The organism is Deinococcus sp. KSM4-11, assembly GCF_004801415.1.
GTDB lineage: Bacteria > Deinococcota > Deinococci > Deinococcales > Deinococcaceae > Deinococcus.
Genome location: NZ_SSNX01000001.1, coordinates 1,391,360 through 1,417,453 on the forward strand (window position 1 = coordinate 1,391,360; position 26,094 = coordinate 1,417,453).

A 26,094-nucleotide genomic window follows, 5' to 3' on the forward strand; every position below is an offset into this window, starting at 1 on the left:
TCGTCATGACCCGTCCCCTGCTGGTGTGCGGCAACGCAAATCTGGAGACCGTGCTGGGTCTGGAGGGCGAGTTCCTGCCCGTTCAGGGCGACGCGGTCACGGATCGCCTGAGCGTGAACGTCAGCGGAGTGGGGGTCAACCTCGTGCGTGGCCTGTCCCGGCTGGGCAGTCCGGTGCGGTTCGTCACCCTACTGGGGAACGACGTGGCAGGTCGCACCGTCCGGCAGGAACTGGACGGAATCGAGTGGCACGCCATGCCCGTCCGGGCCACCGCGCAGACGCTCGCGCTGGTGCGCCCGGACGGTCGGCACACCTTCTACCGGGACATCAAGGGAAACGAGCAGGCCGACACGCCAGTGGCCGCGTTCCGGGCGGCCCTCCCCGGCTGCGGCGCGGCCCTGCTCACGAACATCGGCTGGACGCGCGACCTGCTGCCCGTGGCGCGGGCGGCGGGCGTGCCCATCCAGACAGACGTGCACGAGATCTCCAGCGTGGACGCTCCGTACGACCAGCCGTACCTCGACGCGGCGGACGTGCTGCTGTTCAGCGCGGCGCGGCTCACGGATCCGGCAGGCTTCCTGCTGGCCCTGCGGGAGTGCTGCCGGGCACACGTGATCATTGCCGGGCTGGGCGAAGGCGGGGCGCTGCTGCTGGAACGCGGCGCCGACCGTGTGCACCATCAGCCCGCGTTTCGCGTGGTCGCCACACACCGGGGCGGCGCGGGCGATGCCCTGGCCGCCGCGTTCGCGCACTTCCTGTTCACACGCGGGCACGATCCGCGCGAGGCGCTGCGGTTGGCGTGTGCTGCGGCGGCCCTGAAACTGCGCGGGAAGGGCAGCGGCGAGGGCCACGCGACCGAGGCGGAAGTGCGGGCGCTGGCGGGCTAACCCGGTGCCGTCGCTCCCTTCACGGCGTCAAGAATCACGCTGGTGAATCCCGGTTCCCCCGCCCTGGCGCGCCAGCCCGCGTTGCGGTGGTCGAGCTGCCGGCTGCGGTAGATAGGAGCGGCGTCGGCCTGCCAGTCCGTTTGGTGGAAGGTGCCGGCCGCGTCCCACCATTCCAGGGGACGCACGTCGAAGCCCGCCCGCGTGAACACCGGGGCGAAGGTGTCGATGGTGTACAGCACCCGGTGGTCGTGCGCCGGGCCAGGGCCGTTCAAGGCGACGAGGGCCTGATAGGCAGGATCGGGGTGGTGGCCGTCCAGCACGGCGACCCGCAGGAACCCGCCGGGCTTCAGGTACGCGAAGACGAGGCGGGCGGCGCGTTCGCTCTCGGCTGCCGTCAGGTGCTCCGAGACGTGCTCGCACAGGAAGGCATCAGTACGTCTCTGGCCGAAGTACGAGGCAAAACTGGCCGGGTCGAGCAGGTCGAGTTCCGCCTGCTGCGTCGGAATCCAGCCCTCCCAGCACTGCTCGCCCGCTCCGATGGTCATGAAGGCGTGGTCACAGGCCCAGTTCCGCCCGCGTGGCGCGCGTCAGGCCCTTCACGACCAGGGCATGGCTTCCCGCCAGCAGCTCGCGCACCAGTCCGTCGGGCACGCGGCCGTCGAGGGTCACGGTGATCCAGTGCCGTTTGTTCAGGTGGTAGCCGGGAACGATCGCGTCGTAGGAGGCGCGCAGCTCGTCGCCGCGTTCCGGACGCACCTTCAGCGAGAGGGTCAGGGGATCGCCGTTCACGTCGGTCAGGGCGTACACCTTGCCAGCCACCTTGAGCACCAGGGTGGTCATGCCGAACGGGAAGGTCTCCTGCGAGTGCGGCAGCGCGGCACACGCGGCGCGAAGGTCGGCAATCGAGTGCATGACCGCAGGATAGAACTCAGCTTTCCGTGATGGGGTCGATGCCCTCGGCCTGCTCCAGCGCCTCGTTCGCCTCGACGATACTGCCGTCGCCACCGCCCACGAGGTCCGTGACTTCCTGCGCGCTCAGGCGCTGCCCGGTTGGCCTCTGGAGCTGGGGAGCGTCCGGCAGGTCGGCCGGCATCGGCCCCTGTTCGGCCGGCTGGTACTCCGGGGGTGGCGTCTGGTGCGGGAGCAGGGTGGGATTCACGGGCAGCGGGTCACGGTCGTCTGAGGTCATGCTCCACTGTGGCAGGGCCGCGGGCGCCGTGGTTGAAGGGCTCCTCAAGGCACCGTGAGCGTGGCGGGCGCCCGCTCTACACTGCCGGTCATGGCCGGGTCGGATGTGGTGGTGGTCGGGGCGGGCATCATGGGCGCGGCGTGTGCGGCCCGCCTGGGCGAGCGGGGCCTGCGCGTGACCGTGCTGGAGCAGGCGGCCAGTCCGGCGCTGGGCTCCAGCGGGCGCAGCGCGGCGGGCGTGCGCACGCAGTTCCATACGGACACGAACATCCTGCTGTCCATGCACAGCATCGCGGAGTACCGGACGATGCCGCAGGCGGAGTACCGCCCGGTCGGGTACGCGATCCTGGTGCCGCCGGACGCCTGGGCGGCGCACGCGGCGGGAGTCGAGCGGCAGCGGGCGCTCGGCGCGGACGTGCGGGTGCTCGGCCTCCAGAACGCTCAGGAAATCGTTCCCTTCGATGCCAGCGGCCTGCATGCCTGCACCTTCGGGCCAGGTGACGGCGTGGTCGATCCGCACGGCATCACCTACGCGTTCCTCCAGCAGGCGCGCGACACGGGCGCGGCGCTCTACACCGACACCCAGGTCATGGCCCTGGAACGTCGCGGGGAGCGGTGGCACGTCCGCACCGACCGGGGCGACTTCGACGCGCCGATCCTGGTGAACACGGCCGGCGCGTGGGCGGGGGAACTGGCGGCCCTGGCGGGGTTCGAGCTGCCCGTCTGGCCGGCGCGGCGCATGGTGTACGCCACTGGCCCCCTCCCGGATCGGCGGCCGGTACCGATGACGTTCGACCTCAGTTCCGGCGTGTGGCTGCGTTCCGAGGGACAGCGCATCATCATGGGCCGCGCCAACCCGGCCGACCGGGGCTGGCAGGGCGGCCTGGACTGGGACTGGCTGCCCGATACGCTGGAGCCCGCCCTGACGCGTTTTCCATGGCTGGAGGCGGCGGGCCTGGATCGCCACGCGAGCTGGTGGGGGTACTACGAGGTCACGCCGGACGAGATGCCGATCGTGGGCTGCATGCCGGGCGTGCCGGGCTGGGTGAACGCCTGCGGCTTCTCCGGACATGGCGTCATGCAGGCGGCCGCGATCGGCCGGGTGGTGGCGCAGGAGGTGCTGGGCGAGAAGACGTTCATCGACATCGATCCGCTGCGCTTCGAGCGCTTCTCGCATGGCTCCACGCAGGTCAAAGACCTTCAGGTCTGAGCAGAGGAGTTCTGGAACAGACAGGCTCCCCACCGGTCAATCCGTGTGGGGAGCCTGCGAGACCTGGGGTTACTTCGGCAGCAGGTGGTACAGCTCGATCCCGCGCGCGGTGCGATCCTTGAAGCCCGTCCAGGAGGTGTCGTCGGGCTTGGGGGTGCCGTCGGCGTTGCGGCTGAACTTGATGTCGTTCGAGTGCTGCACCGGCACGTTCAGGTAGGTGGCGGCGGCGGCCTGGCCCTTGAGTTTCAGGTTCAGGAACGCGGTCACGAAGTGCTCGTTGAGGTTGTTCAGGCGGCCCATGTCCCACGCGGGTTCGGCGTAGTGCATGTAATCGTCGAAGGAGTTCAACGCCGCGGCCGGGGGCGGGTTCGGGGCGGCGTTGTGCGCGGCGTTCTCGTATACGACCATGTACCGCTCGGCGTTCACGGCGTTCTCGAACAGGGGTTTCACGCCGCCCTCGTAGAAGGCCACGTCATCGCGGTCGCCGACGATGAACAGGGTGGGCACCTTCAGGTTCTGCAGTCCGGCGTCCTCCCAGAATCCGTACTTGCCGCCGAAGTTCACGCCGATGGCCTTCACGGCGGCGTCTCCCCCCCAGGGTGCGAAGGCGACGACCGCCTTGATGCGCGGATCGACCGTGAAGTTCCCCACCTGCCGCTGCGTGAAGGCCCCGCCGGGCACCAGTGGGGCCATCTGCGGGCCGTAGCCGGCGCCGGCCGCGTTCAGCGCGCCGTAGCCGCCCATCGAGTAGCCCACGATGGCGGTCTGGTCGGCGTTCACGACATTGCTCAGGAAGGAACCGCTGGCCGACTGGCCTAAGCGCGCCATCTCGCCGAGCACGAAGGTGTCGTCCAGGGCGCGGTTGACCAGGGTGCTGGCGAACGCGGCCTTGTCGCCGTGCGTGGAGTCGGTGTGGTCGATGGACGCGACGATGTACCCCTTGCTGGCGAGGTTCTCGGCCAGGTAGGACATCAGGTACCGGCTGCCGGGGTAACCGTGCGAGAGGATCACCAGCGGGAACGGCCCGGCCTGCACGGCGGGCGCGTCGCGGGTGGCGCGGCCCGGCGTCTCGAAGGGCGTGTTCGGGCGCTTGGGGTCCCCAGGGCCACTGCCGAGCACGTCCTGGTACGTGGTGCTGCCACTGCCGCTCACGCCGGGCGCGGGGTACCAGACTTCCACGGTCAGAGGCCGGTCGTACAGCGGGATGGCGCCGTCCTTGGGGGCGTGCACGATGTCCTGCTGGCCCGAATGGACGAGCTTCAGCGTGCGGACGCCGACGGCGTACTGCCCGCGCGCCGCGAGTTCCGGGGCGTCCGGGCGCAGATCGCCGGGCACGGTCAGCGGGGCAGGCATGGTCTGGGCGCGTGCCGGGAGCACGCTGGCGGGGATGAGCAGGGCGCAGGTCAGGAGCAGGCGGGATCGCTTCATGGAACAACCTCCAGGGTGCCGTCACCCATGACAGGTGATCAGCCGGGTCGAACAGATGTTCAGTGCTGTGCCCAGCCTACCCTCCCGCCGCACCGTCAGGCCATCGTCAAGAAGAAATGAAGATGCCGGGGCAGTGTGCCTGCCCCACCGCGTTACTTCTCGGTGGGGTGAGGGCCGTTCAGATGGTGCAGCTCAATCCCCACGGCACTGCGCGGCGGAAAGCCCGGCCACGGACGGTTCGGCCCCGCGTCATTCGAGCGGGGCGTCGGCACGTCCAGATACGCGGCGGCGTCGGCCCGGCCCCGCAGATGGCCGTCCAGGAACGCGGTGATGAAGTGCTGGTTGAGGTTGTTCAGGCGCGTGGTGTCCCACGCGGGTTCCGCGAAACGCATGAAGTCGTCGTGGCCCACACCGGAGGCCAGCGTGGACGGCATGGCGTTCGGCGCGACGTTGTGCCGCGCGTTCTGGTACACGATGAGCACGCGCTCGGCGTTCACCACGTGCTCGAACAGCGCCTTCACGCCGCCCTCGAAACCGGACACGTCGTCCAGGTCACCCGTGATGAACAGCGTGGGCACCCGCAGGGCTCCCAGGCCCTCGGCGTCCCAGAAGCCGTGCGGGCCACCATTGGGAATGCTGGCGGTTCTCACGGCCGTGTCGCCTCCCCAGGGCGCCAGCACCGCGACGGCCTTGATGCGCGGATCGATGGTGTACGCGCCGGTCAGCCGCGCCGCGAGCGCGCCCCCCGGCACCAGTCCCAGCAGGTTCGGGGCGAAGCCCGCCCCGGCCGCGTTCAGGGCACCGTAACCGCCCATGGAGTACCCGATCAGGCCCGTGTGGGAGGGATCGACCGCGCCCTCCAGCGGGGACGCGCTGCCGGGAGCCCCGAGGCGGGCGAGTTCCTCCAGCGTGAACAGGATGTCCGTGGGCCGGTGGAGCAGCGTGACGGCAAACGGCCCCTGATCCGCGAAGGTGCTGCCCGTGTGGTCGATGGCGGCCACCACGTAGCCCTTGCTCGCCAGGTTCTCGGTGAGGTTCGTCAGGAAGTACCGGCTGCCCGGATAGCCGTGCGAGACGATCAGCAGCGGGAAGGAGCCGCCCTCCAGGGCCGGCGCGTCCCGCCACGCCCGGCCCAACACCTCCAGTGGCAGGGCACCGGGCAGGACGTCCTCATAGGTCTCCTGGCCACTGCCGCTCACGCCGGGCGTGGGGTACCAGACCTCCACGGTCAGGGGCCGGTCGCGGCGCGGCAGCTCACCGCCGGTCAGTTCCGCCGTCACGTCCGGCTGGGCCGGGTTCAGCAGATGCAGCGTCCGGACGCCCACCGCATGCGGGCCGCGCGGCGCGAGGGCCGGAGCGTCCGGCCGGGCATCGCCGGGCACGAAGAAAGCGGTGGACTCGGACGGCAGGCTGGAGGTCATGCCCTGGATGATAGAGGCGCGGCGTGGCAGACCCCTACAGCAGTACGACCTGCACGTCGTCGCCCGCTGCGACCGGCTGCCCCTCCGGCACGATCACCAGCGCGTCCGCGTCGCTCAGAGAACGCAGGATGCCGCTGCCCTGCCTGCCGTAATCGCGCACCTGCCCGCCCTCGATCACGCCCCGCCAGAAGGCCGCCTTGTCCGGCAGCGCCCGGAAGGGCGTGGCCGCGCGCAGTGTCAGCGCCTGGACTGGCAGGCCGGTCAGCGCCGGGCGGACGATCACGTGGAACACCACCAGCGAACTGACCGGGTTGCCCGGCAGGCCGATCACCGGGAGGCCCTGCCACCCACCCAGCAGCGCGGGGCCACCGGGACGCATGCGTACCTTCCAGAACGCCACCCGGCCGTGCTCGATCAGCAGGTCGCGCATGAAGTCGTACTTGCCCATGCTGACGCCGCCGCTGGTGACCAGCAGGTCGGCCCCACCAGCCCGCTCGATGGCGTCGTGCAGGGCGGCGGGCGAGTCCGGCGCGTGGCCGAGCATCAGCACGTCGCAGCCACACTCGCGCAGCATGGCCGCCAGACCGTAACGGTTGCTGTCGTACACCTGTCCGGCCTTCAGCGGCTCGCCGGGTTCCAGCACCTCGTCCCCGGTGCTCAGCAGGGCCACCCGGTGACGGCGGCGCACCGGCAGCTCGCGGTGGCCGAGCGCGGCGGCCAGGGCCACGCGGGGCGCGCTGAGGTACAGGCCCGCGGCCATGACCGGATCACCCGCGCGGAAGTCCCCCCCCTCGGGCCGGACGTCGCCGGGACTGGCGGGCCGCAGGAGCTGCACGTCATCGCCAGCGTCGGTGAGTTCCTCGACCGGGCAGATGGCGTCCGTACCGGGCGGGATGGGCGCGCCGGTGTAGATTCGCACGCACTCGCCGGCCGCCACCGTGCCCGCGAAGGGCTCCCCGGCGCGGCTCTCACCGATCACCCGCAGGCCCACCGGCCGCTCCCGCGTGGCCCCCAGCGTGTCGGCCTCACGGCAGGCGATGCCGTCCAGGGCGCTCTCGGTGGCGCTGGGATGGCTGACCAGGGCGGGCAGCGGCGCGGCCAGCGTGCGACCCAGCGCCGCCTCCAGGCCCACGGTCTCGGTGCCGGGCATGGGCAGCAGCGCGGCCAGCATGGCGCGGGCCTCCTCGACGCTGACGTGCATGGGAAAGTTCCGGGCGGGCAGGGCGGTCATGAAGGCAGGATAGGCGTCCGGCCAGGACCGCAGCCGTGCCTGCCTGCGTACCATGAAGACCCATGATTCGACGGGCGCTGTCCGCGCTACTGCTGTTCGCCGTGCTGTTCGGGCTCGGCGTGTGGGCGCTGTGGGCCAGGGGGTGGCTGCCGTGGCAGCAGGAGGCAGGCCCACCATCCCCTCTACCGGCCGCCCAGCCACCTGCCGTTCAGCCACCGATAATGCCGCCCGCGACCGTGCGGCTGCCCGCCCCGGTACCGCCGGTGATCGTCCCTCCCGCTCCCACTCCGGCCCAGCCGCCGGAGGTGCAGCCGGCCCCGGAGACCGTGACGCCGGCTCTGCCGGTGCGGCCGACGGTTCCCGCCCCGCTCCCACAACGACCGGCGGCCCCGGCGGTTCCTTCCAGAACGACGCCCCCGACCAGCAAGTCCGCGCTGGCCCCGCTGAATGCCGTGCGGACGCTCGCCGCTCTGCCGCCCGTGATCCGCGCGCCGGGCTGGGAGTCCCAGTGCGCGGCGCATGCCCGGTACCTGGTGAAGACGGATCGGGGCGAGCACCGCGAGGAACCCGACAGTCCATTCCGCTCGGCCGCGGGCGTGGCCTGCGCGCCCGGCCATTACTTCGTGTCGTCTCAGCCGACCGCGGACCTGGAGCGGGCGGCGGCGTACTGGGCCACCGGGCCGTTTCATTTGCCACAGCTGATCGATCCACGCCTGACCCGCGTGGCCGTGGGGAGCGCGCACGACGGAGCGGGCCGCGTGCAGTCGGCAGTGCTCTTGGATGGCGGACGGGGCCTGACGGGGATCGGAGCCTACCCCGTGCGCTTCCCCGCACCCGGCCGCACGAGTCCGTTCACGACGGCCGCTCCGGCGGAATGGCCGGATCCCCTGCCGTCCTGCTCCGGGTACGCCGGGCCGGTGGGCGCGCCGATAGCGCTGCTGCTGGGGCCGGGACGTCGCGTCACGGGCGCAGCGCTGAAAGTGAATGGGCGGGCGGTCGCCGCCTGCCTGCTGACCCCCGCCTCCTTTCGCGGCGCGTCGACTGGCGACACGCGGGCAGGCCGGAACGTGCTGGCCGCGCAGGGAGGCGCGGTGCTGCTGCCCCGGCGTCCGCTGCCGCCGGGAGCGGCGGTGCACGTGGGGTTCAGCACCGACCGTGGGCGCGTGGGCTGGGCCTTCCACGTGCGCTGAGCGCGGCCCGCGCACGTCATGTGATCCCCGCATGAAAGAAGACGGTCATTCCTGCCGCTGGGCCCACGGGGTACACTCCTGGAGTTGCATCACCCCACCGCAGGAACGGAGACCCCATGAACATCACCCAGGACAAAGTTGTTGAACTCGATTACAAGCTCACGGTGGACGGCGACGTCATCGACCAGAGTGAGCCCGGCGAACCCCTGACGTACCTGCACGGTCACAGCAACATCATCCCCGGACTGGAACGGGCCCTCGAAGGCCACACCACGGGCGATACCGTGCAGGTCACGGTGGCTCCAGAGGACGGCTACGGCGAGCGCGACGAGGAGAACGTCGAGGAACTCGACCGGGCCGACTTCGAGGACGACATCGAGATCGGTGCGACGTACTACGCGCAGGCCGAGGACGGCAGCGTCATTCCCTTCACGGTCATGAGCATCGACGGTGACACTGTGCAGGTGGATTTCAACCCGCCGTTGGCCGGCGAGACCCTCAACTTCGACGTGACCGTGCTCGGCGTGCGCGACGCGACCGGCGAGGAACTCGAGCACGGGCACGCGCACACGCCCGACTCGCACGCCCACTGACCGGCCCGCGAGGCCACGCAGCGGTGCCCCCGGCCAGTCCGGGCGGCACCGCTGTGCTGGTGACGGGTACACTCGCGTGATGCCAGTTCCCGATTCTGTTCACACGATTTCCCCTTTGCCGGTGGGCTGGCCGTGAAGCCGTGGGTGCCGCTGGGCCGCGCACCGATTCCCGGCAGCAAGGATGACCTGCTGCTGTGGCGGCGCGAGGACGAGTTCAGCATCCGCATCAGCGGGTACGTGAGCGAGCTGATGAACAGCCGCCAGCACGCCAGCGAGGAGGCCCTGGCAACCTACGCTGTGCCGCTGATCGCCGACCGCGACGCCGCGCACGTGCTGGTGGGCGGCCTGGGCATGGGCTTCACGCTAGCCGCCGCGCTGCACTCCGCCGGGCCGGACGCCACGGTCACGGTCGCGGAACTGGTGCCCGAGGTCATCGACTGGAACCGGGGGCCGCTTGGGGAGGCCGCCGGTTTTCCCCTTCACGACGCCCGGACGTGCGTGCACGTGGGCGATGTGAGCGCCCTGATCCGCGCGTCCGCCCGCCGTTTCGACGCGGTACTGCTCGACGTGGACAACGGGCCGGAAGGCATGACGCAGTCCGGGAACGACTGGCTGTACAAGCCGCGAGGACTGGCGGCCATCCAGGCGGCCCTGCGTCCAGGCGGTGTGCTGGCTGTATGGAGCGTGGAGGCCGTACCGCGCTTCACCACCGCGCTGGAGCGCGCAGGCTTCGATGTGGACGTCCGCCGCGCCCGCGCCCGCGAAGGCAAGGGCGCCTGGCACACCATCTGGGTGGCGCGCAGCCCCCAGTAAGCGTCACAGGTCTCCAGCGCAGTCTTGGAGGTCGTGAACCCGGAGAGTGCGGATCACCCGTCCTTCCATGCGTCCGCCCGTCCGAGGAACCTAGCGGCTGATCTGTGTCAGGGTCAGGGTGAAGGAACCGTCCCCGTTGACTTCTTTGACCAGCCCGACGCCGCGCGCGTACCACAGCGTGACCGTGGTGTCGCGGTTCATGGCCTCGGCCGCACCGGCAGGCAGGGTCGTACCCGGCGGCACCGTCAACTTATGCTTCGTGATCGTCTCGACGCGGAATGCGGTGAAGGTTCCGGCAGGCGTCGTGACCGTCTCCTGGGCGGCAATGCGGCTCTGCGACGTGCTGTTCATGGTCACGCCGGACACCGTCGTGACCCGGCTGAGACCGGGCCAAGTCTTCCCGACCTTCCATTGGCTAGCGGGCGGCATGGTTCCGGAATCGGCCTGAAGGGCGCCCGTACCCGGCCCGAATGACGCCGTCAGGCCCTGCTCCGTGCATGTCCAGGTGGTCGTGCTGGACACGCCTGAGAACGTGCTCTGCACGACCACCGTGTCTCCTTCCACAGTGGCTGACGTGATCATGGTGGCCGTCCGGCCGCCGACGACCAGGTCGAAGGTGCGGGTGCCGCCGGTCACGAAACCGTCCGGATCGCACTCGGCGTGGGCGGCACCGGCGAGGAGGGCCAAACTCAGGATCAAGGCGGTCGTGACGGATCGGCGCATGTTTGACATCCAGGCAGAGGAACCAGAATCAGCCCACACGGCCCGGCCACAGCGAGCCAGAAAACCCAGGCGCCGTGCCCTCAGGGCGTCAGCCGGTGCCGGTCGCGGGGGAACGCGCGGGCGTAGCGGACGTTGCTGATGCCCAGCAGCTTAGCGGTCAGGCGCTCCGCCCCGATGGCGAAGCCGCCGTGGGGCGGCATGCCGTACTTGAAGACCTCCGTGTAGCCCTCCAGTGATGCCGGATTGAGCTTGTACGACGCGATGGAGTCCATAAGCATGCCGTGGTCGTGGATGCGCTGCCCGCCGCTGGTGATCTCGATGCCACGGAACAGCAGGTCGTAACCGCGCGTGAGGTCGGTGCTCAGGCTGCCGTCCGGGTTGGCGTCCGGATGTGCGTAGAAGGGCCGCGCCGCGCGGGGGTACTTGGTGACGAACACGAAGTCGCTACCCTCAGTTTCCGCGTAGTGCTGTGAGAGCAGGCGCTCGGCTTCCGGGTCGAGGTCCTTGCCTCCCACGTGATGCCCGTACTTCTCGGTGACCAGCGCGCGGGCGTCCAGCAGGGTGATGCGCGGAATGTGCGCGGGCACGTCGGGAATGGTCGCGCCGAGCAGGGTGAACTCGTACTGAGCGCGCTCCCTCAGGCGCTGCATAATGGCGGCCAGCACGCGGTTCTGCAGCGCCATGACGTCTTCCTCGTCGGTGATGAAGCCCATCTCGACGTCCAACGACAGGTACTCGTTCAGGTGGCGGCTGGTGGCGTGCTCCTCGGCGCGGTACACGGCCGCGACCTCGAACACCCGCTCGAACACGCCCACCATGATCTGCTTGTACAGCTGCGGACTCTGCGCCAGGAACGCCGGGTGCCCGAAGTAGTCGATGGGAAACAGGTTCGCGCCGCCCTCCGCACCAGCCGACACTATCTTCGGCGTGCTGATCTCGGTGAAGCCCTCGGTGATCAGGTGATCGCGGAAGCCCGCGACGAGTTCCGCCTGCACCTTCAGGGCCGCGCGTTCTTTCAGGCCGCGCACCGTGACCACGCGGTAGTCGAGCATGGTCTCGGGGTTCACGTTCCATTCCATCTTGGGGATCTCGACCGGCGGGGCCTCCACGGACGCGCTGATCACGCGGAAGTCCTCGACCTGCACCTCAAAGCCGCCCGGCGCCTTGGGGTGCGCCTTGACCTTGCCCACGACTTCCACGCTGCTCTCCGCCAGGGGCAGGCTCAGGCCACTGCCCACGCACTGCGTGATGCCGGACACGTCGCGCAATACCACGAACTGCACGCCGCCCAGGTCACGCCGGGCATGCACGAAGCCCTGTAGGCGTACCGTCTGCCCGTCGTGCGCGGCGAGGTCACGGGTCAGGGTGCGGGGCAGGGGTTGGGCGGGACGGTCGGTGCTGGCTTCGGGTGTGGTCGTCATAGGGCTCCTTGGGGGCATTGCTGAAACACCCCCGACTCCGTGGCGGGGTCGGGGGCGCGGTATGCGGCGAGGCGTCCCCTAGCGAGGATCGTCATTCACGGTATTCTCGGCCGCGATCATGCCGGGCAGTGTAGCCGCCCCGCGCAGGCAGGGTCAACGCTGCGGCTAGGCAGCCCTACCACAGCCGCACGCCCGGCACGAAACTCACGGCCAGCAGGAAGATCACCAGGCCCAGACCCAGCATGACCAGGATCGGGAGCCAGACCGACTGCGGCGTCTCGCCTGCCACCAGCAGAGCGGCCCCAGGGGCGAGCGTGTATCCCGCTTCCTTCAGCGCCGTTTCGACCTCCATCGGGACGACCGCCGGGCCGGTATGCACGATGCCCTGCACAGTATGCGGCCCCCGGCGCAGACACCCATCGGCCGCCCCGCTGCATCCCGCCGGGATGAAATGGTCGCTGACGACCACCAGCACCGGCTCCGTCGCCGTCCGGCCGGACGCGGGCCACAGGGCGTACTCAATGAAGTCACCCCCGGCCGCCGGATCGTGCGACCCGACGTACACATACTCCCCCGTCGCCACGCCGCTCAACCGGACGAACCGGGCGCCGCCCAGGCCGGAGTGCGCGACCTGATCCATGCTCAGGATCTTCAAGTGCACACTTCGCACGCTGTCGCGCAGCCCGCCGATGCCGTAGGTTCCGAACCCGTACAGGGCCGCGATGAGCACCAGCGTCCGCAGCAGCCAGGAGGCCGTCGGTACCGCCAGAACGAACATGATCCCGTCAGTCTGACAGCGTGACGCGGTGTCCGCTGCGGCAGATGCGGACGGCCCGGTATCTTCGGCGCATGACCCCTGACTTCGCCCTCGCCGGAAGCTCGCTGTGACGGCGGCCCGGCTGACCCGGCCCCGCTCATTGCTGTTCGCCCCAGGGAACCGTCCGGAACTGATCGCCAAGCTCCCCAGATCGCAGCCGGACGCCGTGGTGATCGATCTAGAAGATGCCATTCCCGCTGGCGCGAAGTCTGCCGCCCGCTCGGTCGCGCGCGACGCCGCCCGCGACTTGATCGCCGCCGCGCCGCACCTGCCGGTGTTCCTGCGCGTCAATGCGCTTCACACGGAGGAGTTCACGGACGATCTGGCCGTGCTCACGCCGGAACTCGCGGGCGTGGTCGTGCCGAAACTGGAATCGGCGGCCGACGTGCGCTCGGTGGTGGCCGCGCTGGGCGCACACGGCCTGGAACTGCCGCTGCTGGCAGGCCTGGAGACTGGGGCGGGCGTGTGGCACGCGCTCGACATCCTGTGCGAGGACGCGGTGAACTGGGCGTACTTCGGGGCGGAGGACTACGTGGCCGACCTGGGCGGCGCGCGCACGCCCGGCGGGCTGGAGGTGCTGTACGCCCGATCGACGGTGGCGCTCGCCGCGCGGCTGGCGGGCGTACCCGCGCTGGATATCGTGGTCACGGCCCTGAACGATCCGGCCACCTTCCGCGCGGACGCCGCGCAGGGTCGGGCTCTGGGCTACGCCGGGAAGCTGTGCATCCATCCAGCCCAGGTGGCCCTGGCGCACGAGGTCTTCGGCGCGACCGCCGCCGAGGTCAGCCGCGCCCGCGCCCTGCTGGACGCCGCGCATACCGCCGCCACCGCCGGGCACGGGGCCTTCAGTTTCGAGGGACAGATGGTGGACGAACCGATGCTCGCCCGCGCGCGCGCCATCCTGGCGCAGGAGGCCGGAGATGAATGAGGATCTGGATCGCCCGCAGGGCCGCTGGTTCGAGGAACTCCCGGTCGGCACGGTCATCCGGCACCGCGTGCGGCGCACCGTCACGGAATCGGACAACATCCTGTTCACGACGCTCACCATGAACCCGCAGCCGCTGCACCTGGATTTCGAGGCGGCTGCGCACAGCGAATTTGGCCGCCCGCTATTCAATTCGATGATGACCCTGGCCTTGCTGGTCGGCCTGAGCGTTCACGAGCTGAGCCTGGGCACCCTGGTCGCCAATCTGGGCCTGACGGACGTGGTGTTCCCGCACCCCGTCTTCCACGGCGACACCCTCCACGCCGAGTCCGAGGTGGTCGAGGCGCGGCACAGCCGCTCAAGGCCCACGCAGGGGGTCGTGACCGTCGAGCACCGCGCGTTCAACCAGCGGAATGAACTGGTCGCGCAGTGCCGGCGGACGATGCTGATGCGGCGGCGGCCTCAGGAGAGCTGAGTTACGCCTGAGCGAGGGCCTTCAGTTGCGAGTCGGCATTCTCGGTGACGAGGCCCCCGTGATACGCGAGGATGGTCTGCACGTCGAGCCCGGCGAGCTTCTTCACGGACGCCAGTGCTGTGGGCATGTCCGGCGTGGCCCGCTCGTTCGGGCCGTTCAGCCGGCCGTCCTGCGAGGTGAGGGCGTCCCCGGTGATCAGGGTCTTGCTGCCGGTCACGTACACGCTGGCATGCCCAACGGTGTGCCCCGGCGTGGCGATGATGCGGAGGCCGCCCGGCAGTTCCTCGCCGTCGTGCAGAGCGCGCGTGACCGGCACCTTCACTGGCGGGCGGGTGAGCATCGCGCGCCGGGCCGGGTCGAGATCCGGGTCGGCCAGCAGCTTCTGCGTCTCCGCCTCGCTGGGCAGTTTCTGCGAGCGCTTCTCCCCCGTGATGTACGGCACCTCGTCCTCCAGGGCCAGCACGGCCGCCCCAGTCTGGCCGACGATGGCCTCCAGGCTGCCGATATGGTCGAGGTCGTGGTGCGTCACGATGATCTGCTTCACGTCGGCCAGCGAGAACCCGGCCTCGCGCAGCTGCGCGTCGATGGTGTCCTTCATGCCGGGCAGCCCGGTGTCCACCAGGGTCAGCGTGCCGTCCGGCATGACGATGGCCGACGGGCGGAACACCATGTGGTTGCCATTCACGGTGGATTCGAGGTCGAAGACGATCAGGTCATTCACGCGCTTCATGCCGTCAAGGTACGCCTACCCGGCCCGTTTGAGCTTGCCCGTTCGTTTAGCCCACGTTTCCGCCTTGCCGAACACGAACAGGCCCAGCGGAATGGTCACCGCGCCGAAGGCCAGCAGGATGCCCAGTTCCGGCAGTACCGCGCCCAGGCCCACACCCGGCTCGAAGGTCGTGCCCGTGCCGTTCACGCCCAGGATCTTGCGACAGGCGTCCAGCGCGTACGTGGCGGGCGACAGCGCGCTGATCGGCTGTATCCATGCCGGCAACACGCTCACCGGGTAGTACACGCCGGAGATCAGGAGGAACACCGCCTGGATGATGTTGGTGGCCTGCGCGCCGTTCTCGGTGCTCATGACCGGCAGCACCGCCGCCATCAGCCCGATACCCATGAAGCCCAGCGAGGCCACCATGAACACCACCAGGCACTCCAGCACCTGCACGAAACTCGCGCCGATATTCACGAACAGGCCCATGAACAGGAACACCAGCACGCCGCGCAGCAGCGCATACGCCCCCGCGAACAGGCTCACGCCGACCAGGTGCGTCAGACGGCTCACTGGGGCCATGAAGGTGTACTCGATGGTGCCCTCCCAGCGCTCGTAGCTGATCGAGTTGGCGATCTCGCCAAAGAGGCGGCCCAGGAACGACCACATGACCGCACCCAGCAGCAGCGTGAGCGTCAGGCGTGGGTCGTGCGCGGCCACGCCGATCAGCATGATCGACGCCGCCGACACCATGTCGTAGAAGGTGAACACCAGCACCCACGACCAGTACCGGCGGGTCAGGTGGTAGTCGCGGAACACGAAGGCCAGTGCCGCGCGGAACTGGTGCGCCAGCGTGCCGGGCGTCGTGCGGGCCGGATCGGGCACCGGCGTGGGTGGGGAAGCGTGCGGGGTGGTCATGCGGTCTCCTTCTCGTCGAGTTCCTCGCCAGTCAATTCGATGAAGGCGTCTTCCAGGGTCTTGCCCGGTCCGGCCAGCGCGCGGAGTTCCTCGGCCGTGCCCTCGGCCACGAAGCGGCCGCCGCTGATGAACGCGATGCGGTCGCACAGCCGCTCGGCCTCCGGCATGTCGTGCGTGGTCAGGATGATGGTGGCGTCGTGGACGTCGCGGAGTTCCAGCACGAACTCCTGCACGTCCCGCCGGGACTTCGGGTCGAGGCCAGTGGTCGGCTCGTCCAGCAGCACCACGATGGGGCTCGTCAGGAACGCGCGGGCGATGGCGACTTTCTGCTGCATCCCCCGCGACATCTCTTCGAGCGGCTCCTGAAAGGCCTTGTCTTTCAACCCCAGGCGGCGCAGTGTTACCAGCGCCCGTTCCTCGGCCACGTGCCGGTCGAGACCGTACAACTGCGCGGAATACAGCAAATTCTCCCGTGGCGAGAGCTTCTTGTAGAACGCTGCGTCCACCGACACGCGGTTCAGCAGCCGTCGCACCTGCGCCTCGTCCCGCACCACGTCCAGGCCGAAAATACTCACGCTGCCCTGATCCGGGATCAGCAGCGTGCTCATGGCGCGGATCAGGGTGCTCTTGCCGCTGCCGTTGGGGCCGAGCACGCCGTAGATCTCGCCCCGGCGCACATGGAAAGTCACGTCGTCCACGGCGCGGCTCTCGGTGAACTGCGGCCGGAGCAGGGTGCCGCCGGACTTCTTCCGGAAGCCCTTCACGAGATGCTGGACGTCCAGCGCGATCTCACGATCACTCAAGTCACGGTTTGGCGCGGACAGGTCAGGCGCCGCTGCACTGAGAACAGTCAGGGTCATGGAGGAACCTCCGGTTGGCAGGGGAAAGGACGAAGTCAGGCCACACGCCCCAGCGGGCGGCGCACGCGCGAGGCCGGCGCCTCAACGCTTCAGGAAGATGACGTCGTCCTTCATCGCTGCCCAGCGTAGCGGGAACGCCGAGCCGACGCGATACGCGTAACGGCGTACGGACAGGCCCGCACCACATCACGGCAGATAGGGTGACGGGCTGAACTGGCGTTTGCCCTGTTTGCCCCATATTCAGCGCTACTCTGCAAGTCTTCGACGCTCACCGGGGAAAGAGGTTAAAAACCGCAGCGTCCCGCCCTACAAGTAAACCGAGTGCCATCGTGCGCGCAGCGCGCGGGCAGTGACGGCGTGAACGCAAAGGGCGAAGACGCCCCACGGAAACGAGGCCGCCACGGGGCCAGCCGGATGACAACAGCGACCACATGCCCAGCGCAGCGCTACTCCCCCTGCCCCTTTGGGGTAGGGGGTTGGGGGTGGAGCTACTCAGCCGCGATACCGCGCAATCAGCGAGTCCATCGTCGCGTCCATTCCCTCATCCACCCGCTGCCGGGAAGGGTCGGCGTCGTACCACGCCATGATCTCCTGCGCGCCCTGCCAGAAGGGAATGGTGCACATGAATTCCGGCACGATGCGTTTGATCTTGCTGTTGTCGAAGATCATGGAATGCGCCTTGTCGCCCAGCAGGCCCGCACCCCAGTCGGGGTCGGCGGCGGCGATGGCGTCGCTGGGAATGTGGACGAGGTCGGCGGTGACGCCGGCCGCCTGGGCGACGGTGTGGTAGATGGCGTTCCAGGGAAGCCACTCATCGCCGGTGATGTGGTACGTCTCGCCGATGGCGGCCGGATGCCCGAGGAGCGGCACGAAGCCCTTGGCGAAATCGGCGTGGTGCGTGAGCGTCCACAGGGACGTACCGTCGCCGTGGACGACGACAGGTTTGCCCTGCCGCATGCGGTTCACGACGGTGTATCCGCCGTCGAAGGGAAGCAGCGTGCGGTCGTAGGTGTGCGAGGGCCGGATGATGGTCACGGGGAAACCATCGTCGCGGTAGGCGCGCAGCAGGCGGTCTTCGCAAGCGATCTTGTTCCGGGAGTATGGCCAGAACGGGTTGCGCAGCGGCGTGCTCTCGGTGACGGGCAGGGTCTGCGGTGGCGTCTGGTACGCGCTGGCCGACGAAATGAAGACGTACTGCCGGGTGCGGCCCGTGAAAAGCTTCAGGTCGGTTTCGATGTGCTCCGGGGTGAAGGCCACCCAGTCGACGACCGCGTCGAAGTCGTGATCGGCCAGCGCCGCCATGACGCTGGCAGGGTCGCGGATGTCGCCGTGCAGGACGTGCGCACCCTCTGGGGTGGGGCGGGAGGATTCGCCACGGTTCAGCAGGTACAGTTCCACGCCCCGCCCTAAGGCGAGCTGGGTGCTGGCGCTGGAGATGATGCCGGTGCCGCCAATGAACAGGACTTTCATGTGTTCCCTCCGGGAAGTGGTCTGTCGCCACTCTAGCGCCGGGGTGCCCGCCTCAGTCGGTGCCGCTGAGGGATTCAGGCGTACCCATGAACAGGTTGTTGATGCTCTCGCACAGGGTCGGGTGCGCGAAGGTGGTGTTCCGCAGGGCACTGGCGCTCAGGCCGCCCTGCAGGGCGAGTTGCAGCGCCCCCATGATCTCGCCGCCTTCCGGCCCCAGAACGGTCGCGCCGAGCAGCAGGTCGCTGGCGTCGTCCACCACGGCGCGCATCAGGCCAGCCGTTTGACCGGTCTCGATGGCGCGGGCCACGCTGGTCATCGGGAGGGTATAGATACGGGTGGCGCGGCCCAGCGTGCGGGCCTGCTGCCGGTCGAGGCCGACGCGGGCGAGTTGCGGATCGGTAAACAGCGTGTACGGCACGATCCGGTTCCTGGTGCTGCGCTGCTGGCCGTGCAGCAGTGCGTCCCGGACAATCCGGTGGTCGTCGTAGGAGATGTGAGTGAAGGCGGGGCCGCCCTTGATGTCGCCCAGAACGTAGACGCCATCGGCCGCCCTGAGGTGCTCGTCCACGACGATGAACCCGTGCCGGTCGAGGGCCGCGCCGGCGGCCTCCACGTTCAACGTGCCTGTATTCGGCGTGCGGCCCACAGCGACGAGCAGGTGCGAGGCGGTCACGCTGACCTCGCTGCCGTCAGGACTGGTGACATCCAGCACGACCTCCGCGCCGTGGCGGGCGACCTGACGGGCCCTGGTGCCGAGATGGAAGGTCACGCCCTCGCCTTCCAGCGCGGTTTTCAGCGCCTCCACCACGTCCTCGTCCTCGCGGGGCAGCAGGCGGGCGCCGTTCTCGACCACGGTCACGCGGCTGCCCAGGCGGGCGTACAGTTGCGCAAATTCCAGGCTGATGTACCCGCCGCCCAGGATCAGCAGGTGGGTGGGGAGCACTCGCAGCAGCAGGATGTCCTTCGAGGTCAGCGCGCCGACGTCCCGAACGCCGGGCAGGTCGGGCCAGCGGGGGCGGGCACCGGCATTGATGAACACATGCCCCGCCCTCAGGGTCTGGGTGCCGCCCCCGTCCAGCGTAACCTCGACCTGCCGCGTGCCCGTGAAGCGTGCGTCGCCGCGCAGCAGCGTGACTCCGGCCCGGCGCAGGCCCGCCTCGCTGCCCTCGCGGAACTCCGTCACGATGCGCTGGGTGCGATCCACGATCCGGCCCAGATCCACGGTCACGTCGGCCATCACGCCCAGGTCGGCGGACGAGCGGGCCAGGTGCGCGGAGCGGGCGCTGGCGATCATGGTTTTCGTGGGGGTGCAGCCCTCGTTCACGCAGGTGCCGCCGACGTGCTCGCGTTCGATCAGGGTCACCTGCCAGCCTGCGCGGGCGAGCGCTCCGGCCAGCGGGCCGCCCGCCTGCCCGGCCCCGATGACGATGGCGCTGGACTTCATGGGACTGGCCTTCTCAGACATGGGCGGCGATCCGGGCGATGGCAGGAATGTGGTGGATGGGGTTCATGTCAGCCTCCGGAGCACAGGGGAGCGGAGGTGATCCGTCCCACGCTCCCTCTCCAGGGCTACGGGCGCGGACTCACCGGAGTTCAATCGTGCCACCTGGAAGCTCAGGACAGCCCGGTTCACGTCCATGGATCGCCCAGACCCTCTACAGTCGGGTCATGAGCGACGCGGACACCAGGACGAAGGTCATCTACGACGGGCACATCGTGCGGCTGGAATTGCTGGACGGCAAGTGGGAGATCGTGCGGCATGCCGACGCCGTGGCCGTGCTGGCCCTGAACGACGCGGGCGAGATGCTGCTGGTACGGCAGGAACGGCGGGCGGTCGGCGCCTTCACGGTGGAGGCCCCGGCCGGTCTGGTGGACGCGGGCGAGGACGCCGCGGCGGCCGCCCGCCGGGAACTTCAGGAGGAAGCGGGGCTGGACGGCGACATGGAGATGCTCACGCACTTCTACGCCAGCCCCGGCTTCTGCGACGAGGCCCTGACGGTCTTCCACGCCACGAACCTGCGCGAGAGCAAGCTGCCGCACGACGACGACGAGGACATCGAGGTGCTGTGGATGAAGCCCCAGGCGGTGCTGGACGGCCTGCGGAGCGGCACGCTGGTGGGCAGCGCGTCCACCGTCACGGCGGCGCTGTACGGCCTGCTGAGGGCTGCGCCGATGGACACTGGACGATGAAGACCTACGTCTCCCCTGCCCAGCGGCCGGACACGGAGACGGTCGTGGCGGTGGGCTCCTTCGACGGCGTGCACCTGGGGCACCAGGCACTGATCGCGCAGCTCAAGGCGAAGGCGCGTCAGCACCGCGTGCCGAGCGTGGTGTACACCTTTGATCCTCCCACGCGTGTGCTGATGCAGGGCGTGGAGTTCCTCTCGACCCTGCCGGAGAAACTGGATCTGCTGGCCCGGTACGGCGTGGATGAGGTGGTGGCCGTGCCCTTCACGACAGAGTTCGCGGCGCGGCCGAAAGACGCCTTCCTGGACGACCTGCGCACGCTGCGACCCCGCACGGTTGTGGTGGGCGAGGATTTCCATTTCGGCCGGGGCCGGGCCGGGGGCGTGGACGACCTGCGGCTGGTCGCCCCCGAGGTCGTGACATTGCCCATGCACCAGCTGGGCGGTGAGGACATCAAGAGCACCCGGATCCGCGAGTACCTCAAGGAGGGTGACGTGGCGGGCGCGCAGCGGCTGCTGGGCCGCCACTACGACGCGCAGGGTGTGGTCGTGCAGGGCGACCGGCTGGGCCGCACCATCGGCTTCCCCACGGCCAACATCAGCGTGCCGGACGGCAAGGCGCTGCCGCTGGGCGTGTTCGCAGTGGTGGTGATCGGTGATCCGTCCCTGCCGCGAGGGGGCCGCTGGCATGGCGTGGCGAACGTGGGCTTCCGCCCGACCGTGAACGGCAAGGCGCGCCGCTTCGAGGTGAACGTCTTCGACTTCAACGGCGACCTGTACGGGCAGGAGTTGCAGGTCAAGTTCTTCCAGTACCTGCGCGGTGAGCAGAAGTTCGGTGGACTGGACGAACTGAAGGCCCAGATCGCGCGGGATGCCCAAGCGGCCAGGGACGCGCTGAAGGACGTGCGCTAGGGTCAGCGGCTGGATTTGAACTTCGTCAGCGTCCACTCGCCGAAGCCGTCCATGATCCCGGCGTCACCCATGCCGCTGTACAGGTGCGTCGGGTAGCCGAGGCGCGGATCGAAGCTGATCCGCACCTCGGGGCAGGGCGTCATCCGCCGCGCGGCCAGCGTCCGGGCGAGGTCGTCGAAGCGCGCCTCGATGGTCTTGAGGGCCAGCGGGTTGGGTGCGCCTTCCTGGCCGGGCAGGATCGCGGTCGCCACGGCGCGGCCTGCCCGGACGGTCACGCGCGTGTCGGGGAACAGCACGGGCGCGGCAATCTGGTGCACGTCGTAGGTGTAGTCGCGAACCGCGGCGGCCGTCCAGCGGGCCTGGGCGGCCTGGAGCTGCCGGGTCAGGGCCGCGAAGTCGGGGCGGACATAACCGTCGCGGCAGGCACGCGGCAGGACGGGAGCGCCGCCACCTCCGGCGTGGGCGGGGGTGACGCTCAGGGTGGCGAGGGCCAGCAGCGCAGCAGCGAATCGGCGTGACATGTGGGTCAGCGTACCGGGCGCGTCTGACGCTCCGCTGAGGCGCTCAGGGCTGCGGCGTGAACCCGGTGAGGCGCCAGCCGCCAAAGCCGTCCGCGATGGCCTGCTGCTCGATGGCCCACGCCAGGCTAGAGGGATGCCCGTCCGCCGGATCGTAGGTGGCGCTCACCGTCAGGCAGTCCGTCGTCTTCACGCCGTCAATCTGCTGAGCGACGCGGGCGAACATGTCCTCGACGGTGCCGAGACTCTGAATGCCATCCGGGATGACGGCCGTGACCTGCCCGGCCTGGATCGTCACGGTGAGGAGCTGCACCGGCGCAAACCCGGTGTACTGCATGACGTACGTATAGTTCGCCGTTCCCGCCGCCTGCCAGCGCACCCGCGCGGCGTTCAGGTCGCGGGTCAGGGCCACCGTATCGGACCGCACGTATCCGGCCACGCACTTCGCCGACGTCGGCAGGCCGCACCCTGCCAGGCCGAGCGCCGCGCAGACGATCAAGGGCAGGTAAGGGCGCATAGCTCCATGGTACGCAGCGGGAACGTGGCGTGGCGCTGCAATGGTGTGCGCACCCCGGCGCTACGCTCGGGGCATGACGTCCTCCTCCACCCTGCCCGATACCCTGGAACTCGGGTATTCCTTCTGCCCGAACGATACCTTCATCTTCCACGCGCTGCACGCCGGGCTGGTGCGGGGGCCTCTGCCGGTGCGCGAGGTGCTGGAGGACGTGCAGACGCTGAACGAGTGGGCCGTCCAGGGCCGCCTGCCCATGACGAAGATCAGTTACCGCGCGTACTTCGAGGTGATGGAGCAGTACGTGGCCCTGCGGGCGGGCGGGGCACTGGGCCGGGGGGTGGGGCCGCTGATCGTCACCCGCGGGAGCGTGGACGACCTGAATGGAAAGGTGGTGGCGTCGCCCGGCGCGCTGACCACCGCCGAGCTGCTGCTGCGGATGGTCTTTCCTCAGGTCGAGGTCGTCAGGATGCGCTACGACGAGGTCATGCCGGCCGTGCAGCGCGGCGAATATCAGGGTCAGGGTGTGGACGCCGGGCTGATCATCCACGAGTCGCGCTTCACCTTCCAGAACTACGGCCTGACGAAGCGCCTTGACCTGGGCCAGTGGTGGGAACAGGACACCGGCCTGCCCCTGCCCCTGGGCGCAATCCTGGTGCGGCGTGACCTGCCCCTCGACACCCAACGGGGTCTGAACGCGGCCGTGCGGGCCAGCCTGGACTATGCGTACGCGCATCCGGACGCGGCCCGGACGTACATCCGGCAGCACGCGCTGGAGATGTCGGACGCGGTCATGCAGGCGCATATCGACCTGTACGTAAACGAGTTCAGTCTGGATGTGGGCGACGAGGGGGAACGGGCGGTGCAGGAGCTGTACCGCCGCGCGGCCAGTCTGGGTGCGGTTCGTCCGGGTGAACAGCCGCTCTTCGTAGACGTCTGACAGCGGTCACTCACCCCGCCCGGCTCCGTTGACGGTGAACGGATGGAACGGTTCCCATGACTCGCCCAGCGCCCGCCCTACCTTCGGAGCGTCCGGCGGATCAAGGTCAGGCCGTTCAATTGGGCTCCATACCCTTCCGAGTGTTTCTGTCCTCGGTCAGAGGGCGTATTCGTCTGGAACCCTGTTGTCCCCTCCACCACCCCTTGTCTGTCTGGCGCGCCGCCGGACGGCAGACGTTCCGCGTGCTCCAACACCGGACGGTAATTCCCCTGAACATGGGCGGATGAGCGGCATGTCGAGGAGATGAGTGGATCTTCAGAGAAGCTGGAATGCCATCCGGATCGCAACAAGAGTGCACAGATGAACACCGGTGCAATCCCCGTCCAGTCGCTTCGCTCCGCGTGGTCGGCGTGAAAATTGTAAGAACTTAGTGGACTTTCCTAGGATAGGCTTGGCGGGTGACGGCGACGAAACCAGGTGCACCGGCAATTCCAGCCGTAGAGGTGCGCGGCCTGTACAAGAGGTACGGATCCACCGCAGTTCTCGAGGATGTCCATATGATCGTCCGGGCGGGTGAGGTGTACGCCCTGACCGGCCCGAACGGTGCGGGGAAAACCACCTTGATCCGCACCATGACCGGCCTGGCCTTCCCCACCGACGGCGAGGTGCGCCTGCTGGGCCGCGATGTGCACTCGGACGGCTCGCGCGCCCGCGCATACCTGGGGGCGGTGGTGGAGGCTCCCGCGAAGTTCTACCCGCAGCTGACCGGCACGCAGAACCTGCAGGTGCACGCGAACCTGTCCACCATGGCGCCGGGAGGCCGCCGGATAGGGCGCGAGCGCTTGCGTGAGGTCATGGCGCTGCTGGAACTCACGCGCATGGCCGACCGCAAGGTGCAGGAGTACTCGCTGGGCCAGCGCCAGCGGCTGGGCGTGGCGAGCGCGATCCTGGCCGAGCCGAAGGTGCTGATCCTCGACGAGCCGACCAGCGGCCTGGATCCGCTGGGCATCGGCCTGATCCACCGGATCGTGACCAGCCTGGCGACCAGCGGCTGCGCGGTGATCCTCAGCACGCACCACCTGCGGGAAATCGCGACGTACGCGCATACGGTGGGCATCCTGACCGGTGGCCGGCTGGTCGATACCGTGGATCTGCGGGCCAGGCAGGCGGCGTACCGCTTCCGGGTCGATGATCCGGTCGCGGCGGCGGCCGTGCTGGAGCGCTTGCCCTTCGTGCGCAAGGTCAGTACGCGCACGCCGTACGCGATCGCGCACCTGGGCGGCGAATCCCGCGTGCCCGACGCCCTGGCTCACCTGGGTGCCGAGGGCATCCGGGTGTTCGAGGCGAGCCCGGATCATTTCGACCTGTACGAGTACTACCGCGAACGCGTGGAGCAAGCCTGATGATGCCCGTATCCCATGAGGCTGCGCCGTGTGCTGGCCCCGCTGATTCCGTGCCTGGAGGCCGCCCATGCTGACCCTGCTGATGTTGGAGTACCGCAAACTGTTTGGGGCACGCAGCGTGAAACTGGCGCTGCTGGTCACGTTCCTGCTGCCGCTGGTGTGGGCCTTCGCGCCGCGCCTGAACACCCTGATCCGCGTGAACCTGATCAGCGGGTGGCAGCTCCCGGCCGTGAGCATCGGCGTGACCATCCAGTACCTGCTGCCGCTGTTCATCGCGCTGACGGTGGCCGAGATGATCGGTTCGGAGGTCTCGCAGGGCACCCTGGCCCCGCTGCTGCTGCGGCCGGTGGACCGCACCAAGGTCATTGCCAGCAAGCTGATCGTGGCCCTGACCTACCCCTTCTTGCTGCTGATCACCACGGTCGCCGGGTCGCTGCTGGCGGGCATTCCGCTGGGCTTCGGCACCTTCCTGGGTGGCACCGGCCTGGGGCCAGGGCTGTTCGTGGGTGTGGGGCAACTGTCGGGTGGCGCGGCCTTCGCCGAGGTGGTACGCGGCACCGCCCTGGCGGGCGTGGCCCTGATGCCCATCGCGGCGCTGTCCCTGCTGTACGGCGTGCTGTACCTGAACACGGCGGCGGCGGCCCTGGCGACCTTCGCCACGCTGATCCTGATGCGCCTGCTGGTCGTGTTCCCGGAGACCATCCAGCGCATCCTGCTGACCTCCCATCTGGGCGTCTACGCGCAGCAGGGCGACATCGCGCAGCCGTTGATCCTGCTGCTGATCTACACGCTGGGCTTCGGCCTGATGAGCATCTTCGCCTTCGACCGCCGCGACGTCTGAGCTGCTGGGCGAACCAGGGAGGGCCACGTGTCCTCCCTTTCGCTGTGGCCCCGACGGTAGCCTGAGGCCATGACCGCGCCCATGAACCTGACCGAGGGCGGCAGCCTGTACGACCGGATCGGGCCGGACGCCCTGGCGGCGCTGGTGGGGGCCTTCTACCGCCGGGTAGCGGCCGATGCGGATCTCGCGCCGATCTTCCCGGCCGACCTGGGCCTCACCGCCGAGAAACAGGTCGCGTTCCTGACGGGCTTCCTGGGGGGGCCGCCGCTGTACCACCAGCGCTTCGGGAACCCCATGCTGCGGGCCCGGCACCTTCCACACGAGATCACGCCCCGCCGTGCGAAGGCCTGGCTGGCGTGCATGTCGGCCGCCCTGGCCGACACCCATCAGATTGCCCAGGCCGAAGCGCAGGAACTGTACGCGGCGCTGGCGCGCGTGGCCGCCCACATGGTCAATACCCCGGACACCGCGACCGAGAGGTAAACACCTCCTGCGCTGGCG

General features: G+C 69.3%; 29 protein-coding genes. 13 read left to right on the forward strand and 16 right to left on the reverse strand.

Features of this window, described 5'->3' with window-relative positions:
- Positions 1–5: 5 nt before the first annotated feature.
- Positions 6–887 (forward strand): carbohydrate kinase family protein, encoded by an 882-nt coding sequence (locus tag E7T09_RS06925; RefSeq protein WP_136388337.1) that lies wholly within the window; start codon positions 6–8, stop codon positions 885–887.
- On the opposite strand, the gene E7T09_RS06930 is transcribed toward E7T09_RS06925, so the two are convergent.
- The 3 genes from E7T09_RS06930 to E7T09_RS06940 are packed head-to-tail and all read right to left on the reverse strand — an operon-like array spanning position 884 to position 2,076.
- Positions 884–1,432 carry a hypothetical protein gene (locus E7T09_RS06930; RefSeq protein WP_136388338.1) on the reverse strand — a complete coding sequence of 183 codons (549 nt, stop codon included), beginning with the start codon at positions 1,430–1,432 and terminating at the stop codon, positions 884–886. The genes E7T09_RS06925 and E7T09_RS06930 overlap by 4 nt on opposite strands.
- A gap of 10 nt (positions 1,433–1,442) precedes the next feature.
- Positions 1,443–1,799, reverse strand: coding sequence for an MmcQ/YjbR family DNA-binding protein (locus tag E7T09_RS06935; protein WP_136388339.1), 357 nt, complete (start codon positions 1,797–1,799; stop codon positions 1,443–1,445).
- 16 nt (positions 1,800–1,815) lie between these two features.
- Entirely contained in the window at positions 1,816–2,076 is a 261-nt protein-coding gene (locus E7T09_RS06940) for a hypothetical protein (protein ID WP_136388340.1), read from the reverse strand.
- A 90-nt stretch (positions 2,077–2,166) separates the two neighbouring features.
- Here E7T09_RS06940 and E7T09_RS06945 point away from each other — a divergent pair, with 90 nt between their 5' ends.
- Entirely contained in the window at positions 2,167–3,285 is a 1,119-nt protein-coding gene (locus E7T09_RS06945) for an FAD-binding oxidoreductase (protein ID WP_136388341.1), read from the forward strand.
- 69 nt (positions 3,286–3,354) lie between these two features.
- Here E7T09_RS06945 and E7T09_RS06950 read toward each other — a convergent pair whose 3' ends face one another.
- The 3 genes from E7T09_RS06950 to glp all read right to left on the reverse strand — a co-directional run bounded on the left by E7T09_RS06950 (position 3,355) and on the right by glp (position 7,365).
- The gene (locus E7T09_RS06950; RefSeq protein ID WP_136388342.1) at positions 3,355–4,713 is read right to left on the reverse strand and encodes an alpha/beta fold hydrolase; all 1,359 of its coding nucleotides are present in this window, start codon (positions 4,711–4,713) and stop codon (positions 3,355–3,357) included.
- A 152-nt stretch (positions 4,714–4,865) separates the two neighbouring features.
- Complete coding sequence (locus tag E7T09_RS06955) at positions 4,866–6,134, reverse strand: dienelactone hydrolase (protein WP_136388343.1); 1,269 nt, start codon at positions 6,132–6,134, stop codon at positions 4,866–4,868.
- 34 nt (positions 6,135–6,168) lie between these two features.
- Positions 6,169–7,365, reverse strand: a complete 1,197-nt coding sequence (gene glp / locus E7T09_RS06960) for a gephyrin-like molybdotransferase Glp (protein WP_136388344.1) — start codon at positions 7,363–7,365, stop codon at positions 6,169–6,171.
- Between the two features lie 62 nt (positions 7,366–7,427).
- Here glp and E7T09_RS06965 point away from each other — a divergent pair, with 62 nt between their 5' ends.
- The 3 genes from E7T09_RS06965 to E7T09_RS06975 all read left to right on the forward strand — a co-directional run bounded on the left by E7T09_RS06965 (position 7,428) and on the right by E7T09_RS06975 (position 9,961).
- Positions 7,428–8,555, forward strand: coding sequence for a CAP domain-containing protein (locus tag E7T09_RS06965; RefSeq protein ID WP_136388345.1), 1,128 nt, complete (start codon positions 7,428–7,430; stop codon positions 8,553–8,555).
- Positions 8,556–8,671: 116 nt separating this feature from the next.
- Complete coding sequence (locus E7T09_RS06970) at positions 8,672–9,148, forward strand: peptidylprolyl isomerase (RefSeq protein WP_136388346.1); 477 nt, start codon at positions 8,672–8,674, stop codon at positions 9,146–9,148.
- Positions 9,149–9,280: 132 nt separating this feature from the next.
- Positions 9,281–9,961 carry a spermidine synthase gene (locus E7T09_RS06975; RefSeq protein ID WP_136388347.1) on the forward strand — a complete coding sequence of 227 codons (681 nt, stop codon included), beginning with the start codon at positions 9,281–9,283 and terminating at the stop codon, positions 9,959–9,961.
- A gap of 90 nt (positions 9,962–10,051) precedes the next feature.
- Here E7T09_RS06975 and E7T09_RS06980 read toward each other — a convergent pair whose 3' ends face one another.
- The 3 genes from E7T09_RS06980 to E7T09_RS06990 form a co-directional block, all read right to left on the reverse strand.
- Positions 10,052–10,684, reverse strand: a complete 633-nt coding sequence (locus E7T09_RS06980; RefSeq protein WP_136388348.1) for a hypothetical protein — start codon at positions 10,682–10,684, stop codon at positions 10,052–10,054.
- Between the two features lie 80 nt (positions 10,685–10,764).
- A complete protein-coding gene (gene aspS, locus E7T09_RS06985; protein WP_136388349.1) occupies positions 10,765–12,105 on the reverse strand; it encodes an aspartate--tRNA(Asn) ligase in 1,341 nt (446 codons plus the stop codon).
- Positions 12,106–12,280: 175 nt separating this feature from the next.
- The gene (locus tag E7T09_RS06990) at positions 12,281–12,883 is read right to left on the reverse strand and encodes a hypothetical protein (protein ID WP_136388350.1); all 603 of its coding nucleotides are present in this window, start codon (positions 12,881–12,883) and stop codon (positions 12,281–12,283) included.
- 106 nt (positions 12,884–12,989) lie between these two features.
- Here E7T09_RS06990 and E7T09_RS06995 point away from each other — a divergent pair, with 106 nt between their 5' ends.
- Both E7T09_RS06995 and E7T09_RS07000 read left to right on the forward strand, forming a co-directional pair.
- Complete coding sequence (locus tag E7T09_RS06995) at positions 12,990–13,850, forward strand: CoA ester lyase (protein ID WP_136388351.1); 861 nt, start codon at positions 12,990–12,992, stop codon at positions 13,848–13,850.
- Positions 13,843–14,322, forward strand: a complete 480-nt coding sequence (locus E7T09_RS07000) for a MaoC family dehydratase (protein WP_136388352.1) — start codon at positions 13,843–13,845, stop codon at positions 14,320–14,322. The genes E7T09_RS06995 and E7T09_RS07000 overlap by 8 nt, the downstream gene beginning before the upstream one ends.
- A 1-nt stretch (position 14,323) precedes the next feature.
- Here E7T09_RS07000 and E7T09_RS07005 read toward each other — a convergent pair whose 3' ends face one another.
- From E7T09_RS07005 to E7T09_RS07025, 5 genes are all read right to left on the reverse strand, one after another.
- Positions 14,324–15,052: an MBL fold metallo-hydrolase gene (locus E7T09_RS07005; protein WP_136388353.1), complete on the reverse strand. Its 729-nt coding sequence runs from the start codon at positions 15,050–15,052 to the stop codon at positions 14,324–14,326.
- 15 nt (positions 15,053–15,067) lie between these two features.
- Positions 15,068–15,952, reverse strand: a complete 885-nt coding sequence (locus tag E7T09_RS07010; protein ID WP_205746944.1) for an ABC transporter permease — start codon at positions 15,950–15,952, stop codon at positions 15,068–15,070.
- Positions 15,949–16,812, reverse strand: coding sequence for an ABC transporter ATP-binding protein (locus E7T09_RS07015; protein ID WP_136388354.1), 864 nt, complete (start codon positions 16,810–16,812; stop codon positions 15,949–15,951). The genes E7T09_RS07010 and E7T09_RS07015 overlap by 4 nt, the downstream gene beginning before the upstream one ends.
- A 492-nt stretch (positions 16,813–17,304) precedes the next feature.
- Positions 17,305–18,282, reverse strand: coding sequence for an SDR family oxidoreductase (locus tag E7T09_RS07020; protein WP_136388355.1), 978 nt, complete (start codon positions 18,280–18,282; stop codon positions 17,305–17,307).
- Between the two features lie 52 nt (positions 18,283–18,334).
- The gene (locus tag E7T09_RS07025) at positions 18,335–19,747 is read right to left on the reverse strand and encodes a mercuric reductase (RefSeq protein WP_136388356.1); all 1,413 of its coding nucleotides are present in this window, start codon (positions 19,745–19,747) and stop codon (positions 18,335–18,337) included.
- 203 nt (positions 19,748–19,950) lie between these two features.
- Here E7T09_RS07025 and E7T09_RS07030 point away from each other — a divergent pair, with 203 nt between their 5' ends.
- Entirely contained in the window at positions 19,951–20,472 is a 522-nt protein-coding gene (locus E7T09_RS07030; protein WP_136388357.1) for an NUDIX domain-containing protein, read from the forward strand.
- Positions 20,469–21,380: a bifunctional riboflavin kinase/FAD synthetase gene (locus E7T09_RS07035; protein ID WP_136388358.1), complete on the forward strand. Its 912-nt coding sequence runs from the start codon at positions 20,469–20,471 to the stop codon at positions 21,378–21,380. The genes E7T09_RS07030 and E7T09_RS07035 overlap by 4 nt, the downstream gene beginning before the upstream one ends.
- A 2-nt stretch (positions 21,381–21,382) precedes the next feature.
- Here the strand turns inward: E7T09_RS07035 and E7T09_RS07040 are convergent, their stop codons facing one another.
- Positions 21,383–21,901 carry a DUF6174 domain-containing protein gene (locus tag E7T09_RS07040; RefSeq protein ID WP_136388359.1) on the reverse strand — a complete coding sequence of 173 codons (519 nt, stop codon included), beginning with the start codon at positions 21,899–21,901 and terminating at the stop codon, positions 21,383–21,385.
- A gap of 43 nt (positions 21,902–21,944) precedes the next feature.
- On the reverse strand, positions 21,945–22,415 hold the full coding sequence (locus E7T09_RS07045) for a DUF6174 domain-containing protein (RefSeq protein WP_136388360.1): 471 nt from the start codon (positions 22,413–22,415) through the stop codon (positions 21,945–21,947).
- A gap of 73 nt (positions 22,416–22,488) precedes the next feature.
- Between E7T09_RS07045 and E7T09_RS07050 the strand changes: the two genes are divergently transcribed.
- From E7T09_RS07050 to E7T09_RS07065, 4 genes are all read left to right on the forward strand, one after another.
- Positions 22,489–23,349, forward strand: coding sequence for a 1,4-dihydroxy-6-naphthoate synthase (locus E7T09_RS07050; RefSeq protein WP_136388361.1), 861 nt, complete (start codon positions 22,489–22,491; stop codon positions 23,347–23,349).
- A 458-nt stretch (positions 23,350–23,807) separates the two neighbouring features.
- Positions 23,808–24,752, forward strand: coding sequence for an ABC transporter ATP-binding protein (locus tag E7T09_RS07055; protein ID WP_136388362.1), 945 nt, complete (start codon positions 23,808–23,810; stop codon positions 24,750–24,752).
- A 67-nt stretch (positions 24,753–24,819) separates the two neighbouring features.
- Positions 24,820–25,593 carry an ABC transporter permease gene (locus E7T09_RS07060; RefSeq protein WP_136388363.1) on the forward strand — a complete coding sequence of 258 codons (774 nt, stop codon included), beginning with the start codon at positions 24,820–24,822 and terminating at the stop codon, positions 25,591–25,593.
- 69 nt (positions 25,594–25,662) lie between these two features.
- Entirely contained in the window at positions 25,663–26,076 is a 414-nt protein-coding gene (locus E7T09_RS07065; RefSeq protein ID WP_136388364.1) for a globin, read from the forward strand.
- Positions 26,077–26,094 lie beyond the last annotated feature (18 nt).

Excerpts from the sequence above, each read along its gene's own strand:
- E7T09_RS07025 (WP_136388356.1), bottom strand. The coding sequence starts at position 19,747 with ATGTCTGAGAAGGCCAGTCCCATGAAGTCCAGCGCCATCGTCATCGGG.
- E7T09_RS07050 (WP_136388361.1), top strand. The coding sequence starts at position 22,489 with ATGACGTCCTCCTCCACCCTGCCCGATACCCTGGAACTCGGGTATTCC.
- E7T09_RS06945 (WP_136388341.1), top strand. The coding sequence starts at position 2,167 with ATGGCCGGGTCGGATGTGGTGGTGGTCGGGGCGGGCATCATGGGCGCG.
- aspS (WP_136388349.1), bottom strand. The coding sequence starts at position 12,105 with ATGACGACCACACCCGAAGCCAGCACCGACCGTCCCGCCCAACCCCTG.
- E7T09_RS07020 (WP_136388355.1), bottom strand. The coding sequence starts at position 18,282 with ATGAAAGTCCTGTTCATTGGCGGCACCGGCATCATCTCCAGCGCCAGC.
- E7T09_RS07005 (WP_136388353.1), bottom strand. The coding sequence starts at position 15,052 with ATGAAGCGCGTGAATGACCTGATCGTCTTCGACCTCGAATCCACCGTG.
- E7T09_RS07060 (WP_136388363.1), top strand. The coding sequence starts at position 24,820 with ATGCTGACCCTGCTGATGTTGGAGTACCGCAAACTGTTTGGGGCACGC.
- E7T09_RS06935 (WP_136388339.1), bottom strand. The coding sequence starts at position 1,799 with ATGCACTCGATTGCCGACCTTCGCGCCGCGTGTGCCGCGCTGCCGCAC.
- E7T09_RS07000 (WP_136388352.1), top strand. The coding sequence starts at position 13,843 with ATGAATGAGGATCTGGATCGCCCGCAGGGCCGCTGGTTCGAGGAACTC.
- E7T09_RS07040 (WP_136388359.1), bottom strand. The coding sequence starts at position 21,901 with ATGTCACGCCGATTCGCTGCTGCGCTGCTGGCCCTCGCCACCCTGAGC.
- E7T09_RS06965 (WP_136388345.1), top strand. The coding sequence starts at position 7,428 with ATGATTCGACGGGCGCTGTCCGCGCTACTGCTGTTCGCCGTGCTGTTC.
- E7T09_RS06990 (WP_136388350.1), bottom strand. The coding sequence starts at position 12,883 with ATGTTCGTTCTGGCGGTACCGACGGCCTCCTGGCTGCTGCGGACGCTG.
- E7T09_RS06940 (WP_136388340.1), bottom strand. The coding sequence starts at position 2,076 with ATGACCTCAGACGACCGTGACCCGCTGCCCGTGAATCCCACCCTGCTC.
- E7T09_RS06930 (WP_136388338.1), bottom strand. The coding sequence starts at position 1,432 with ATGACCATCGGAGCGGGCGAGCAGTGCTGGGAGGGCTGGATTCCGACG.
- E7T09_RS07065 (WP_136388364.1), top strand. The coding sequence starts at position 25,663 with ATGACCGCGCCCATGAACCTGACCGAGGGCGGCAGCCTGTACGACCGG.
- E7T09_RS07010 (WP_205746944.1), bottom strand. The coding sequence starts at position 15,952 with ATGACCACCCCGCACGCTTCCCCACCCACGCCGGTGCCCGATCCGGCC.
- E7T09_RS07015 (WP_136388354.1), bottom strand. The coding sequence starts at position 16,812 with ATGACCCTGACTGTTCTCAGTGCAGCGGCGCCTGACCTGTCCGCGCCA.
- E7T09_RS07045 (WP_136388360.1), bottom strand. The coding sequence starts at position 22,415 with ATGCGCCCTTACCTGCCCTTGATCGTCTGCGCGGCGCTCGGCCTGGCA.
- E7T09_RS06955 (WP_136388343.1), bottom strand. The coding sequence starts at position 6,134 with ATGACCTCCAGCCTGCCGTCCGAGTCCACCGCTTTCTTCGTGCCCGGC.
- E7T09_RS07035 (WP_136388358.1), top strand. The coding sequence starts at position 20,469 with ATGAAGACCTACGTCTCCCCTGCCCAGCGGCCGGACACGGAGACGGTC.
- E7T09_RS06970 (WP_136388346.1), top strand. The coding sequence starts at position 8,672 with ATGAACATCACCCAGGACAAAGTTGTTGAACTCGATTACAAGCTCACG.
- E7T09_RS06950 (WP_136388342.1), bottom strand. The coding sequence starts at position 4,713 with ATGAAGCGATCCCGCCTGCTCCTGACCTGCGCCCTGCTCATCCCCGCC.
- E7T09_RS07030 (WP_136388357.1), top strand. The coding sequence starts at position 19,951 with ATGAGCGACGCGGACACCAGGACGAAGGTCATCTACGACGGGCACATC.
- glp (WP_136388344.1), bottom strand. The coding sequence starts at position 7,365 with ATGACCGCCCTGCCCGCCCGGAACTTTCCCATGCACGTCAGCGTCGAG.
- E7T09_RS06925 (WP_136388337.1), top strand. The coding sequence starts at position 6 with ATGACCCGTCCCCTGCTGGTGTGCGGCAACGCAAATCTGGAGACCGTG.
- E7T09_RS06980 (WP_136388348.1), bottom strand. The coding sequence starts at position 10,684 with ATGCGCCGATCCGTCACGACCGCCTTGATCCTGAGTTTGGCCCTCCTC.